Annotated in this window: 14 protein-coding genes; 9 read left to right on the plus strand and 5 right to left on the minus strand. The window is 59.6% G+C overall.

Annotation, left to right across the window (positions count from 1 at the left end):
* The 5 genes from lpxH to mnmH all read left to right on the plus strand — a co-directional run bounded on the left by lpxH (position 1) and on the right by mnmH (position 4,027).
* Positions 1-723: a UDP-2,3-diacylglucosamine diphosphatase gene (lpxH, locus tag KB890_RS08045; protein ID WP_004893764.1), complete on the plus strand. Its 723-nt coding sequence runs from the start codon at positions 1-3 to the stop codon at positions 721-723.
* A 107-nt stretch (positions 724-830) separates the two neighbouring features.
* Complete coding sequence (locus KB890_RS08050; RefSeq protein WP_004191612.1) at positions 831-1,169, plus strand: hypothetical protein; 339 nt, start codon at positions 831-833, stop codon at positions 1,167-1,169.
* A gap of 96 nt (positions 1,170-1,265) precedes the next feature.
* Complete coding sequence (gene purE / locus KB890_RS08055; protein ID WP_004151322.1) at positions 1,266-1,775, plus strand: 5-(carboxyamino)imidazole ribonucleotide mutase; 510 nt, start codon at positions 1,266-1,268, stop codon at positions 1,773-1,775.
* Entirely contained in the window at positions 1,772-2,839 is a 1,068-nt protein-coding gene (purK, locus tag KB890_RS08060; RefSeq protein WP_020324714.1) for a 5-(carboxyamino)imidazole ribonucleotide synthase, read from the plus strand. Before purE ends, purK begins: the two co-directional genes overlap by 4 nt.
* Before the next feature lie 111 nt (positions 2,840-2,950).
* Positions 2,951-4,027, plus strand: coding sequence for a tRNA 2-selenouridine(34) synthase MnmH (gene mnmH / locus KB890_RS08065; protein ID WP_020324715.1), 1,077 nt, complete (start codon positions 2,951-2,953; stop codon positions 4,025-4,027).
* Positions 4,028-4,134: 107 nt separating this feature from the next.
* Here the strand turns inward: mnmH and KB890_RS08070 are convergent, their stop codons facing one another.
* Positions 4,135-5,280: a porin gene (locus KB890_RS08070; RefSeq protein ID WP_019705338.1), complete on the minus strand. Its 1,146-nt coding sequence runs from the start codon at positions 5,278-5,280 to the stop codon at positions 4,135-4,137.
* A gap of 91 nt (positions 5,281-5,371) precedes the next feature.
* Between KB890_RS08070 and KB890_RS08075 the strand changes: the two genes are divergently transcribed.
* Positions 5,372-5,485 carry a hypothetical protein gene (locus KB890_RS08075; protein WP_004219504.1) on the plus strand — a complete coding sequence of 38 codons (114 nt, stop codon included), beginning with the start codon at positions 5,372-5,374 and terminating at the stop codon, positions 5,483-5,485.
* Here the strand turns inward: KB890_RS08075 and ybbP are convergent.
* Together ybbP and ybbA are read right to left on the minus strand one after the other, a co-directional pair.
* Positions 5,462-7,876 (minus strand): putative ABC transporter permease subunit YbbP, encoded by a 2,415-nt coding sequence (gene ybbP, locus KB890_RS08080; RefSeq protein ID WP_012737525.1) that lies wholly within the window; start codon positions 7,874-7,876, stop codon positions 5,462-5,464. The two genes, KB890_RS08075 and ybbP, sit on opposite strands and share 24 nt — an antisense overlap.
* Entirely contained in the window at positions 7,873-8,559 is a 687-nt protein-coding gene (ybbA, locus tag KB890_RS08085) for a putative ABC transporter ATP-binding protein YbbA (RefSeq protein ID WP_004146399.1), read from the minus strand. The genes ybbP and ybbA overlap by 4 nt, the downstream gene beginning before the upstream one ends.
* On the opposite strand from ybbA, the gene tesA reads away from it, so the two are divergent.
* The 3 genes from tesA to KB890_RS08100 are packed head-to-tail and all read left to right on the plus strand — an operon-like array spanning position 8,530 to position 10,865.
* Positions 8,530-9,153 (plus strand): multifunctional acyl-CoA thioesterase I/protease I/lysophospholipase L1, encoded by a 624-nt coding sequence (gene tesA, locus KB890_RS08090; RefSeq protein WP_004196998.1) that lies wholly within the window; start codon positions 8,530-8,532, stop codon positions 9,151-9,153. The genes ybbA and tesA overlap by 30 nt on opposite strands.
* A complete protein-coding gene (locus KB890_RS08095) occupies positions 9,143-9,952 on the plus strand; it encodes an SDR family oxidoreductase (protein WP_009484702.1) in 810 nt (269 codons plus the stop codon). Before tesA ends, KB890_RS08095 begins: the two co-directional genes overlap by 11 nt.
* A gap of 58 nt (positions 9,953-10,010) precedes the next feature.
* Positions 10,011-10,865: a co-chaperone YbbN gene (locus KB890_RS08100; protein WP_002892263.1), complete on the plus strand. Its 855-nt coding sequence runs from the start codon at positions 10,011-10,013 to the stop codon at positions 10,863-10,865.
* Positions 10,866-10,972: 107 nt separating this feature from the next.
* Here the strand turns inward: KB890_RS08100 and fetB are convergent, their stop codons facing one another.
* Entirely contained in the window at positions 10,973-11,755 is a 783-nt protein-coding gene (gene fetB / locus KB890_RS08105) for an iron efflux ABC transporter permease subunit FetB (protein ID WP_004177223.1), read from the minus strand.
* Positions 11,742-12,419: an iron efflux ABC transporter ATP-binding subunit FetA gene (gene fetA, locus KB890_RS08110; RefSeq protein WP_020324712.1), complete on the minus strand. Its 678-nt coding sequence runs from the start codon at positions 12,417-12,419 to the stop codon at positions 11,742-11,744. Before fetA ends, fetB begins: the two co-directional genes overlap by 14 nt.
* Positions 12,420-12,498: the final 79 nt, after the last annotated feature.

Consider the following 12,498-nt stretch of genomic DNA (forward strand, 5'->3'; position numbering starts at 1 on the left):
GTGGCGACACTTTTTATTGCAGATTTGCACCTGCAAACAGAAGAACCGGCGATCACCGCCGGTTTTCTGCGTTTTTTACAGGGCGAAGCCCGCCAGGCGGACGCTCTGTATATCCTTGGCGATCTGTTTGAGGCATGGATCGGCGATGACGATCCTAACCCGCTGCACCAACAAATTGCCTCGGCAATCAAAGCCGTCGTCGACGCCGGCGTGCCGTGCTACTTCATCCATGGCAACCGCGATTTTCTCGTCGGCCAGCGCTTTGCCCGCCAGAGCGGGATGATCCTGCTCGCCGAAGAAGAGCGACTGGACCTCTATGGCCGTGAAGTCTTGATCATGCATGGCGACACGCTGTGCACCGATGACCAAGGCTATCTGGCGTTTCGCGCCAAAGTCCACACCCCGTGGATCCAGCGTTTGTTCCTGGCCCTGCCGCTGTTTATTCGCCATCGCATCGCCGCCCGCATGCGCGCCGACAGCAAAGCCGCCAACAGCAGTAAATCAATGGAAATTATGGATGTGAATCCACAGGCGGTAGTTGACGCAATGGAGCGGCATCACGTGCAGTGGCTGATCCACGGCCATACTCATCGCCCGGCGGTCCATGAACTGCAGGCCAACGGCCAACCCGCATGGCGTGTGGTACTTGGCGCCTGGCACAGCGAAGGTTCGATGGTCAAGGTGACGCCGGACGACGTCAAACTAATCCACTTTCCGTTCTAATTCCTGCGCGAGCACAATTCCGAAAGCGCCTTTTGCCCGGGCGAAGGTGCGCGCTTCCCCCCGCCCTGCATGCTAGTCTTCCACAACGTCACTCTCAAGGAACGAGCATGAGCAGGAAAAAGTGGAGTCAGCCGCTGATGTGGGGAATGATCATCGCGATCCTCAATCCGTTAGGGGTAAGTTATATCGCCTTAATCGGCGTCGTTATCGGCAACACGCTGACGTTTGTCTGGTGTGCGATGCTGGCGTGGGCTATCTATTTTTATGCCATTTATTTGCTCTGCACCCGCCCTCACGATAGCCGGCTGGTACAAATCTATTTACTGCTTATGGGCACCCTGATGCTCCCGTGGGGGGTAGTGCTGCTTATCACCTGTATCATGAGGGAGATAAAGGTCAATCAGGCACCCACGCCATCACCTCCAGGCGAGACAAAAGACGGCTAACCATGCGCACGCAACCGTTTTCCTTGCTGGCAGTTCATGCTATTCTCTGTGGCCTCTAAAGCAGTGTGAAACACACCCACAGGAGTTTTAAGACGCATGTCTTCCCGCAATAATTCGGCGCGTATCGCCATCGTGATGGGGTCCAAAAGCGACTGGGCTACCATGCAATTTACCGCAGAAATCCTTGATGCCCTGAACGTTCCGTACCATGTCGAAGTGGTCTCCGCCCACCGCACGCCCGATAAGCTGTTCAGCTTTGCTGAAAGCGCCGAAAGCCACGGTTATCAGGTGATTATTGCAGGAGCAGGCGGCGCGGCGCATCTGCCGGGCATGATTGCGGCGAAAACCCTGGTGCCGGTGCTCGGCGTACCGGTTCAGAGCGCAGCCTTAAGCGGTGTCGACAGCCTCTACTCCATTGTGCAGATGCCGCGCGGCATTCCGGTCGGTACCCTGGCCATCGGCAAAGCTGGCGCTGCGAACGCCGGCCTGCTCGCCGCGCAGATCCTTGCCCAGCACGATGCTGAACTGCACCAGCGCCTGAGCGCCTGGCGTCAGGCGCAAACCGATGAAGTGCTGGATAATCCGGATCCGCGGGGTGCGGCATGAAACAGGTATGCGTGCTCGGTAACGGCCAGTTAGGCCGTATGCTGCGCCAGGCCGGCGAGCCGCTGGGCATCGCCGTTTGGCCGGTCGGCCTGGAAGCCGACCCGGAAGCGGTGCCGTTCCAGCAGAGCGTCATCACGGCAGAAATTGAACGCTGGCCGGAAACCGCCCTCACCCGCGAGCTGGCCCGCCACCCGGCGTTCGTCAACCGCGATGTCTTCCCGATTATCGCCGACCGCCTGACGCAAAAGCAGCTGTTTGACAAGCTTGGCCTCGCCACCGCCCCGTGGCAGCTGCTGGCGGATAAAAGCGAGTGGCCGGCGGTGTTTGCCCGCCTTGGCGAACTGGCGATCGTTAAGCGTCGCGTTGGCGGTTACGACGGCCGCGGCCAGTGGCGTCTGCAGGAAAACGAGATCGATCAGCTACCGGCCGATAACTACGGCGAGTGCATCGTCGAGCAGGGGATTAACTTCTCCGGCGAGGTATCGCTGGTGGGCGCCCGCGCTCATGACGGTAGCACCGTCTTCTACCCGCTGACCCGTAACCTGCATCAGGACGGTATTCTGCGCGCCAGCGTCGCCTTCCCGCAGGCCAACGCTCGCCAGCAGGAACAAGCGGAAAGCATGCTGACGGCGATCATGAACGAGCTGAACTACGTCGGCGTGATGGCGATGGAGTGCTTCGTTACCGCCGAGGGGCTGCTGATTAACGAGCTGGCGCCGCGGGTGCACAACAGCGGCCACTGGACGCAGAACGGCGCGTCTATCAGCCAGTTCGAGCTGCATCTGCGGGCGATTACCGGCCTGCCGCTGCCGCCGCCGGTGGTCAACAGCCCGTCGGTGATGATCAACCTGATCGGCACCGATCTTAACTACGACTGGCTGAAGCTGCCGCTGGTGCACCTGCACTGGTATGACAAAGAGGTGCGCCCGGGTCGTAAAGTCGGCCACCTGAACCTCACCGACAGCGATACCGATCGCCTGAGCGCGACGCTGGAAGCGATCAAGCCGCTGCTGCCGCCGGAGTACACTAGCGGCCTGTTCTGGGCGCAATCGCAGCTCAGCTAAGCCCTTCGTGCCGGGGATTTGATCTATCCCCTTCCCCGGCACACCTTGAGGCGCGTACAATCCCCCCCTTGCTGTAAAGCTCATTTCTGTTTTGACTTCAGAGGATACCCCATGACCAATGGGACGGATTATCGCGCCATTCTCGCCAGCGATACGCCACTGATTGACGTACGCGCCCCGGTGGAGTTTAGCCAAAGCGCGATGCCGGCGGCGATCAACCTGCCGCTGATGAATGATGAAGAACGCGCCGCGGTCGGCACCTGCTACAAGCGTCAGGGGCCGGAAGCGGCGCTGGCGCTCGGCCATAAACTGGTCCAGGGTGACCTGCGCGCCAGCCGTACTCAGGCGTGGCTGGAAGCGTGCGCCCGTTACCCACACGGTTACCTGTGCTGCGCCCGCGGCGGCCAGCGCTCGCATATCGTCCAGCTGTGGCTGAAAGAAGCTGGCGTGGATTACCCCCTGATCGTCGGCGGCTATAAAGCGCTACGCCAGGCGGCGATCCAGGCCACCGACGAACTGGTGCAGCGCCCGATCGTGCTGATTGGCGGCTGCACCGGCAACGGCAAAACTCAACTGGTCTGCTCGCGCCCGGACGGTATCGACCTGGAAGGGCTTGCTCATCACCGCGGTTCTTCATTCGGTCGAACCCTGCAGGATCAGCATCCGCAGGCCACCTTTGAAAACCACCTGGCGGTCGGCCTGCTTAAAAAAGCCGAACAGCAGACCCGCTGGGTGCTGGAAGATGAAGGCCATATGATCGGCGCCAATCATCTACCGGAGAGCCTGCGCCTCCGCATGGCGCAGTCGCCGCTGGCGGTGGTGGAAGATCCGTTTGACGTTCGCCTCGAACGGCTGCGCGAAGAGTATTTCGATCGCATGTATCGCGACTTTATCGCCGCGTATGGCGAAGAGAAAGGCTGGCAGGCATACGGCGAGTATCTGCATCACGGCCTGTTTGCCATCCGCCGTCGCCTGGGGCTGCAGCGTTTTGCTCAGCTCACTGAACGGCTCGATGAGGCGCTGGTGCAGCAGCAGCGCACCGCCAGCACCGAGGCGCACTTTGCCTGGCTGGTACCGCTGCTGGAAGAATACTACGACCCGATGTATCGCTATCAGTTGGGGAAAAAAGCCGGGAAAATTCTCTTTCGCGGCAGCTGGCAGGAGGTCGCAGCCTGGCTGGCGAAGTAATCGCATGCTCTATTGTCCCGGCTTGCGGCGTAAACGCCTTAGCCGGGCTACCGGTCGGCGCGATTTGTAGCCACGGTAAGCGCGCGCGACCGGGGAGTTGTGACCGCTTAGAAGTCGTAGCGCAGACGGACCAGGTTCATATCGCCAAGGTTGTCGGTGCTGGAGGTAAACACGTGTTCGTAGTCAACGCGGAAACCGTAATCCAGCTGGAAGCTAATCCCCAGACCGTTATCGATACGCTGGTAGTTGCGGCCGTTCACATATTCCAGACGGTCGCCCATAAAGTACGGCTGAATAGATTTAACAGCGTATTGATTGATCGGGAATTTATAGCCCGCAAAATATTCAATCCCCCAGGCGTCACCGGCAAAGTAATTATGCACATCGGTTTTCTTGGTGGTGAGGAAGTTCTGATACCAGCCGCCGCCGAGGGAGAAGGTCCAGTTATCCGGGGTCCAGCTCAGCGCGGTACCGACGATATTCTGGTCATAGGTTTTGCTGTCGGCGCTTGACGGGTCGCGCATTTCGGCGCGGGTGTAGTTCCACGCGGTACCCCAGGTCAGATCCTTCATGATGTGGTAGTCCGCGCCAACAGAACCACCGCCTTTACGCTTGTAGCGCAGGCCGTTACCCGGCAGGTATTCGCTGTCTTCGAACAGATAAGAGCCGTAAAGATCGACATCACCTACAGTTTTCTTATATTTCAGCATATTACGTGAACGATAGGAGCCATCGTAATCGCCATTAATACCGTTCCCCGGGGCCTGACCGATCATATCGTAGTCCCAGATATCGGTTTTCACCCCCACCACATCATAGTAAATGCTGTTCTGCTGCCCGTAGGTTAACGTACCCCAGGTATCGCTTTTCAGGCCGGTATACAGCATGCGGCGGGTGGTATTGTTCGCGCCTTCCGCGTAGTGGTTATCCCAGTCAAACAGCGCCGGAATGTTCACGCCCAGCTCATAGTAGCTGATCCAGCTAATATCATCGAACAGGTAGTAATCCGCCGCGAAGCGGAAGCGGGTGCCGCCGTCAAAACCGTTACGCTTATAGGAGCCTTTGTCGCCATCGCCGGTCATCATGTTGAACTGCGGCCGGATACTGCCGCCGACGGTAAAGTTAAGCCGGCTTAACGGATCGCCCGCCTGCGGATCTTGTTTCAGCAGCGTAATCTCCGCGTGGGAAGGCAATGACGTTAACGCTAATGCTGCGCCGATCGAGATCGCCAGCGCTTTTATTGTGTGTGCCATAGTTTTTCCTTGATTAATAAGCCACCTTATATTTTCCAGTTGAATATTAACCGCGAATCAGCATAGCGTGTTGTTGGGTTTTTAATGTTTTGTGCTCTTAAAAATCAATGATTTATCAATTTGTGCGTTTAAAATAAAAGCGCCGCCAAAAACGGCGGCGCATCATCAAAATGCAATATTCTTACTGGCTAAACTGGCGGAATAGCGCTTTTCCTTTTAACAGACGCAGCCCCAGCCCGCCGCCGCACAGGGATAACAACACCGCTCCCGTCAGCGGCAGCAACACCCACAGGCGCCAGTCCGGCGCCCAGGGAAAATCAAAGACTTTCGTCTGCAGCATCGCCAGCGCCACTTCCGCGCCTATCGCCGCCACCAGGCCGGAAACCAGCCCCAGCAGGGCAAACTCCGCCCACAGCGTAGCGCGCAGCAGCGATTTTCCTGCCCCCAGCGTGCGCCAGACCACCAGCTCCTGATGGCGTTGACGCATACCGACCTGCACCTGCGCCAGCAACAGCAGCACGCCGCAGGCCGTCACCAGGCCTACCATCACCTCCAGCGCCCGGCTGACCTGGGAGAGCACCTGGCCGACCTGACGCAGGATGGCGCCGATATCCAGCAGACTGACGGTGGGAAACTCGCGGTTCAGCTGGGTCAACATCGCGGGACCGTTATCCCAGCGGAAGCTGGTGAGCCAGCTCTGCGGCTGCCCGTCCAGCGCCCCGGCGGGGAAAATAAAGAAGAAGTTTGGCCGCAGGCTCTCCCAGTCTACTTTGCGCACGCTGCTGACCTTCGCGCTGAACTCCTGGGTATCGCCGGTAAAGGTCACTGTATCGCCGATCTTTATCCCCAGCCGCTGCGCCAGCCCCTCCTCAATCGATACCTCGCCCGGCTTCGGCGGCCAGCTGCCGGCCACCAGCGGATTATGATCCGGACGCTGTTCGCTCCAGGTGAGATTAAGCTCGCGATTCAGCGCTTCGTCTTTGTTCCCGTCCGTGGATTGACCGTTGATCTGCGTCAGACGGGCCCGGACGATCGGATAGAATTCCGCCGCCCGCGTCTGGTGTTCGGCGAGGAAGGTCTTCACCGGCACTATCTGCTCAGGGGCGATATTGATCAGAAAGTAGTTCGGGCTCTGCGGGGGCAACTGCTGCTGCCAGCGGTCAAGCAGATCGCCGCGCAGCACCAACAGGAGCGCCAACAGCATAAACGACAGGGAAAACGCCGCCAGCTGGCTGAGGGTCGACCACGGCTGGCGCAGCAGGCGGTTCACCGCCAGACGCAGCGGCAAGGCTTTGAGCGTCAGGCGTTTGAGCAGCCACAGCAATCCCCAGCCCACCAGGCCGCACAGCAGCGCCAGCACCACCGCCCCGGCCAGCACCGACCACAGCAGCGGGCTGCCGCCCAGCAGCCAGGCCAACAGGCCCACCACCACGACGCTAACCGCCGGGACCCAGATTTTCAACGGCCAGACGTTAGCCACCACATCCTGACGCAGCACTCGCAGCGGCAGGGTCGCCAGCAGCAGTCGATAGGGTCGCAGGCCCACCAGCAGGGAAATGACGCCTGTCGCCCCGATAGCCCACAGCCACGGCCAACCGCTGGCAGCGGGTAACGCGGCGGGCAGCACCGGTTTGAGAACCAGCAGCAGCAGACGCTCCAGCGCCAGGCCCGCCACCCCGCCGGTTATCACCGACAGCGTCAACAGCAGCAGCCATTGGCCGACGATAAGCTTGCGCAGCTGCGACCTTCCGGCGCCCAGCGTCTTGAGTATGGCGACCAGATCATAGCGGCTGCGGCAGTAGTGGCTCATCGCTACCGCCACTGCGGCGACGGCCAGCAGCAGCGTCAACAGCGCGGATAACAACAGGAATTGCTGCGAGCGTTCGAGGGATTTGCCCAGCGCGCTGTCGTCCTGGTCAAGGCCAATCCAGCGATGCTCCGGGCCGAGCTTCGGCAGCAGCCACTGCTCATAATTGGCCAGCTGTTCAGCGTCGCCGGCGAACTTATAGCGCCATGCGACGCGACTGCCGGGCTGCACGGCCCCGGTTTTTGCCACGTCGGCCATATTCATCATCAGCCGCGGCGCCATCTGGAAGGGGTTAAACCCCGCATCCGGCTCCTGAATCACCTCCCCGGCAATGCGCAGCGTGGCATCGCCAACGTCAATCGTATCGCCGGTTTTCAGGTTCAGGAGCGCCATCAGCCTTGGCGCCAGCAGCACGCTCCCCGCCTGCGGCTTCAGCCCCGGCGGCTGCGTCTCGAGGGTGCCATACAGCGGATAGCGGTCGTCCACCGCCTTAACGTCCGCCAGCTGCGGCGTATCCCCGGCGAACGTCATGGTGGCAAAGCTCAGCTGCTCGCCGACGGTCAGCCCTGACTTCCGCGCCTGTGCGATCCACTCGGCGGGCACCTCGCGCGAACTGCGCAGCGTACGGTCGCCGGCCATAAACTCACGGCTTTGCTGGCTAAGGCCTTTCTCCATCCGATCGCTTATCGACCCCAGGGCCAGCACGCAGGCCACGGCGAGGCTTAACGCCAGCCAGACGATCAGCAGCGACGGCGAGCGCCATTCGCGCCAGAACCAGCGGGCGATCATGCTTCCTCCCGCAGCTGGCCATCCACCAGGCGCAGACGGCGATCGCAGCGCGCCGCCAGCAGCGGATCGTGAGTGACGAGGATCAGGGTGGTGCCGTGTTCGCGATTAAGCGAGAACAGCAGATCGGCAATTTTGTCCCCGGTCTGGCGATCGAGGTTGCCGGTGGGCTCATCGGCGAACAGAATGGCCGGGCGCCCGTTAAAGGCCCGGGCCAGCGCCACCCGCTGCTGTTCGCCGCCGGAGAGCTGCGCCGGCAGGTGGTGCAGGCGTTTGCCAAGTCCCAGCTGCTCAAGCAGCGCGCGGGCATCGCCCCGGCTCTGGCTATCGCTGGCGCCGCGCAACAGCGCCGGCAGCTCGACGTTCTCTAGGGCGTTGAGCGTCGGGATCAGCATAAACGACTGAAAAACAAAACCAACGTGCTGCGCCCGCAGCGCCGCCCGCGCCTCTTCATCCATCCGGTGCAGCGGTTTGCCCAGCATCGATACTTCCCCGCTGCTGCCATCGTCGAGGCCGGCGAGGATCGCCAGCAGGGTCGATTTACCGGAACCCGACTCGCCGATCAGGGCGATGGTCTGCCGCGGTTTGACAACCAGCTCAACTCCGGTAAGGATGGAGAGCTGATGCTCCCCCTGACCGACGGACTTCTTAAGATGATGAACTTCAAGTATGTTTTCCGCTGGCATGTGCCTTTCCTGTTGTTGTTCCTGTTTACCTGCCGCGCGATGGCGGCGGACACGCTGCTGATCCTCGGCGACAGCCTGAGCGCTGGCTATCGGATGGCGGCCAACGCCGCCTGGCCGGCGCTGCTCAATGAGCAGTGGCAGGCGAAAACGCCGGTGGTGAACGCCAGCATCAGCGGCGATACCTCGCAGCAGGGGTTGGCTCGCCTACCAGCGCTGCTTAAGCAGCACCAGCCGCGCTGGGTGCTGGTTGAGCTCGGCGGCAATGACGGACTGCGCGGTTTTCCGCCGCAGCAGACCGAGCAGACGCTGCGCACCATTATTAAAGATATCAAAGCGGCCAACGCCGAGCCGCTGCTGATGCAAATTCACCTGCCGGCGAACTATGGCCGCCGCTATAATGAAGCCTTCGGCGCGATTTACCCGGCCCTGGCCAAAGAATTCGCTATTCCTCTCCTGCCCTTTTTTATGGAGGAGGTCTATCTCAAGCCGCAATGGATGCAGGACGACGGCATTCACCCAAATCGCGACGCGCAGCCGTTTATCGCCGACTGGATGGCGAAGCGGCTGGCTCCCTTAGTTAATCATGACTCCTGAACGCCAGGGGTCGCTGACAGGTAAAGTTATGCAAAAAACGGTTTTAGTGACAGGCTGTTCCAGCGGAATTGGTCTGGAAAGCGCGCTGGATTTAACCCGCCAGGGCTTTCGCGTGCTGGCGGCCTGCCGCAAAGCAGAGGATGTCGCGCGGATGCAGGAGCTGGGGCTAACCGGTATTTTGCTCGATCTGGATGACCCGCAGAGCGTGGAGCGCGCGGCAGCGGAGGTGATTGCGCTGACCGATAATCGTCTCTACGGCCTGTTCAATAACGCCGGGTATGGCGTCTATGGCCCGCTGAACACCATCAGCCGCCAGCAGATGGAACAGCAATTTTCCGCTAACTTTTTCGGCGCGCATCAGCTCACCATGCTGCTGCTGCCGGCGATGACGCCGCACGGCGAAGGGCGCATCGTGATGACCTCCTCGGTGATGGGGCTTATCGCCAGTCCCGGCCGCGGAGCCTATGCCGCCAGTAAATATGCCCTCGAGGCATGGTCCGACGCGCTGCGCATGGAGCTGCGTCACAGCGGTATTCAGGTCAGCCTGATTGAACCGGGCCCGATCCGCACCCGCTTTACCGATAACGTCAACCAGACGCAAAGCGATAAGCCCGTAGAAAATCCGGGCATCGCCGCCCGCTTTACCCTCGGGCCGGAGGCGGTGGTGGAAAAAGTGCGCCATGCTTTTACCAGCGATAAACCAAAGCTGCGCTATCCGGTCACCCTGGTCACCCACGCGGTGGCGCTGCTTAAGCGCCTGCTGCCTGCCCGCGCGATGGACAAAATTATCCACGGCTGAGTTGAAGCGCGGAATGCCGCCCCCATGTAAAACAGAAATCGACTAACGAGAAATGCCCATGTCCGAACAGAATATTGTCAACATTAGCGAAGCGAACCTGCAGCAGACGCTACAGCAGTCCATGAACGTTCCGGTGCTGTTTTATTTCTGGTCTGCCCGCAGTCAGCACTGCGAACAGCTGACCCCGGTGCTCGAGCGCCTGGCAGCCCAATACAACGGCCAGTTCACGCTGGCGAAGGTCGATTGCGACGCCGAGCAGATGCTCGCTTCACAGTTTGGTCTGCGCGCCATCCCTACGGTTTATCTGTTCCAGAACGGCCAGCCGGTGGATGGTTTTGAAGGCCCGCAGCCGGAAGAAGCGATCCGCGCCCTGCTGGATAAAGTCCTGCCCCGTGAAGAGGAGCTGAAAGCTCAGCAGGCGCTGGCCCTGATGCAGGAAGAAAAATACGCCGATGCCCTGCCGCTGCTGAAGGAAGCCTGGCAGCTGTCGAATCAGGAAAGCCAGATTGGCCTGCTGCTGGCGGAAACGCTGATTGCTCTGCACCGTTCCGATGAAGCGGAAAGCGTGCTGAAAACCATTCCTCTGCAGGATCAGGATACCCACTATCAGGGTCTGGTGGCGCAGATTGAGCTGCTCAAACAGGCCGCCGACACCCCGGAAATCCAGCAGCTGCAGCAGCAGGTGGAACAGAATCCGGAGGATGCGCAGTTGGCCTCCCAGCTGGCGCTGCAGCTGCATCAGGTCGGGCGTAATGAAGAAGCGCTGGCCCTGCTGTTCAGCCATCTGCAGAAAGATTTAGGCGCCGGCGATGGCCAGGCGCGCAAGATGCTGCAGGAGATCCTCGCCGCCCTCGGTACCGGCGATGCGCTGGCCGCCAAATATCGTCGTCAGCTCTATTCACTGCTGTACTAATCCGTTGCCTTCCCCGGATAGCGCTGCGCTTATCCGGGCTACGCGAACTATGCGGAACGTAGCCTAAGTAGCCCGGGTAAGGCGTGAACGCCGCAACCCGGGATCGTTCACGGGCGCTTTTTCAACTGCGTCACCACCAGCTGATGGCGGGCGTTGAAGAACTTCCGGTAGGTCAGATAGCCGGCGATAATCGTCGACAGGCTGGCGGTTGACAGCAGCATAAAGGTCACCATGATCTGGTACTTAATCGCCTTCACCGGGTCAATACCGGCAAAAATCAGCCCCGACATCATCCCAGGCAAGCTCACCAGACCGACCGTTTTCGCCGAATCGACGGTGGGAATCAATGACGCGCGAATGCTCTCGCGAATCAGCCGCGCTGAGGCCATCTTCGGCGTCGCGCCGAGGCTCAGTTTCTCCTGAATCTGCTGCTGCTCGCTGCTGAAGCGCTGGCCCATATTGTTGTAGCACAGCCCCACCGCCACCATGGCGTTCCCGGCCACCATCCCGGCAATCGGGATCACCTGCATCGGCACGAAGGCGATCGAGCCAGAAAACACCAGTACCGCCAGCGTTAGTCCAGCGCCAGTAGTGATGGCGATAAACGACGAGATAAAAGCTTTGTCGATATATTTACTGCGCTTCTTCGCATTCCATGCCGCGTTAAAGCAGATAAACAGCACCATCAACAGCGTCAGAACCGCATGATTGACGTTAAAGATATATTTCAGCACATAGCCGACGATTATCAGCTGCACGATCGCCCGGCAAATACTCCAGATAATATCTTTTTCCAGCGCCAGCTTTTCCCGATAGCTGACCAGAATAGCGATCAGCACCAGCACCATCGACAGCGCCAGCGATTCGTTCGTAATGTTATGCCCGTTCATGCTGTACCTCCTGCATATTTCCGCCGGCAGGTTGCAGCGTAATCACTTCATCGGCATGCGAAATTTCATTGCGATCGTGGGTGACCCACAGAACAGCGACCTGTTTTTCCGTTACGTAGCCATGAATAATTTCATTCACATTCTGTTTATTACTTTCATCCAGCGCGCTGGTAATTTCGTCCAGCAGCAGCACGCGCGGCAGAAATTGTAGATTGCGGATCAGCGATACGCGCTGCTTTTCCCCTCCGGACAGTTCGTTAATGGATTTTTCCAGCATATTTTCGTCAAGGCCAAAGCGCTGCAGGTCGGCCAGCAGCGCCTGCGGATCCGGTTGTTTATTGCGGATCTGCCACGGAAAAATCAGATTATCGTAAACCGAATCACCGAACAGGGCCGGCGTCTGCGCGCAGTAAGAGACCTGTTGGCGATACCTTTCCGGCGACAGCGTCGCGACATCCGCATCGTCGAAGAACAGGCGCCCGGAGGTTGGGCTGAGCAGCGAGGCGATAATCTTCAGCAAGGTACTTTTCCCGCAGCCGGAAGGGCCGGTAATCAACTTGAATTCTCCGGCGCGAAGCTGAAAATTGATATTGTGTAAAATAACGGCGTCGTCGGTCTTAAACCCCACACCGTCGAGACGCAAAAGCGCGTTATTTTCCTTCATGAGTCTTCCTGATTATTTTCTGAAACACCGCTAGTTTACCGCACTTTCCTTTCTCCAGGATGAGGAGAAAGATATACTC

Origin of the sequence: Klebsiella sp. P1954, assembly GCF_018199955.1 — a bacterium.
In the GTDB taxonomy this organism is placed as follows: Bacteria; Pseudomonadota; Gammaproteobacteria; order Enterobacterales; family Enterobacteriaceae; genus Klebsiella; species Klebsiella pneumoniae.

What these genes read in the sequence shown, in the direction of transcription:
- KB890_RS08050 (WP_004191612.1), top strand. Translation starts at nt 831, where the DNA reads ATGAGCAGGAAAAAGTGGAGTCAGCCGCTGATGTGGGGAATGATCATC.
- purE (WP_004151322.1), top strand. Translation starts at nt 1,266, where the DNA reads ATGTCTTCCCGCAATAATTCGGCGCGTATCGCCATCGTGATGGGGTCC.
- purK (WP_020324714.1), top strand. Translation starts at nt 1,772, where the DNA reads ATGAAACAGGTATGCGTGCTCGGTAACGGCCAGTTAGGCCGTATGCTG.
- mnmH (WP_020324715.1), top strand. Translation starts at nt 2,951, where the DNA reads ATGACCAATGGGACGGATTATCGCGCCATTCTCGCCAGCGATACGCCA.
- KB890_RS08070 (WP_019705338.1), bottom strand. Translation starts at nt 5,280, where the DNA reads ATGGCACACACAATAAAAGCGCTGGCGATCTCGATCGGCGCAGCATTA.
- ybbP (WP_012737525.1), bottom strand. Translation starts at nt 7,876, where the DNA reads ATGATCGCCCGCTGGTTCTGGCGCGAATGGCGCTCGCCGTCGCTGCTG.
- tesA (WP_004196998.1), top strand. Translation starts at nt 8,530, where the DNA reads ATGAACTTCAAGTATGTTTTCCGCTGGCATGTGCCTTTCCTGTTGTTG.
- ybbA (WP_004146399.1), bottom strand. Translation starts at nt 8,559, where the DNA reads ATGCCAGCGGAAAACATACTTGAAGTTCATCATCTTAAGAAGTCCGTC.
- KB890_RS08095 (WP_009484702.1), top strand. Translation starts at nt 9,143, where the DNA reads ATGACTCCTGAACGCCAGGGGTCGCTGACAGGTAAAGTTATGCAAAAA.
- KB890_RS08100 (WP_002892263.1), top strand. Translation starts at nt 10,011, where the DNA reads ATGTCCGAACAGAATATTGTCAACATTAGCGAAGCGAACCTGCAGCAG.
- fetB (WP_004177223.1), bottom strand. Translation starts at nt 11,755, where the DNA reads ATGAACGGGCATAACATTACGAACGAATCGCTGGCGCTGTCGATGGTG.
- fetA (WP_020324712.1), bottom strand. Translation starts at nt 12,419, where the DNA reads ATGAAGGAAAATAACGCGCTTTTGCGTCTCGACGGTGTGGGGTTTAAG.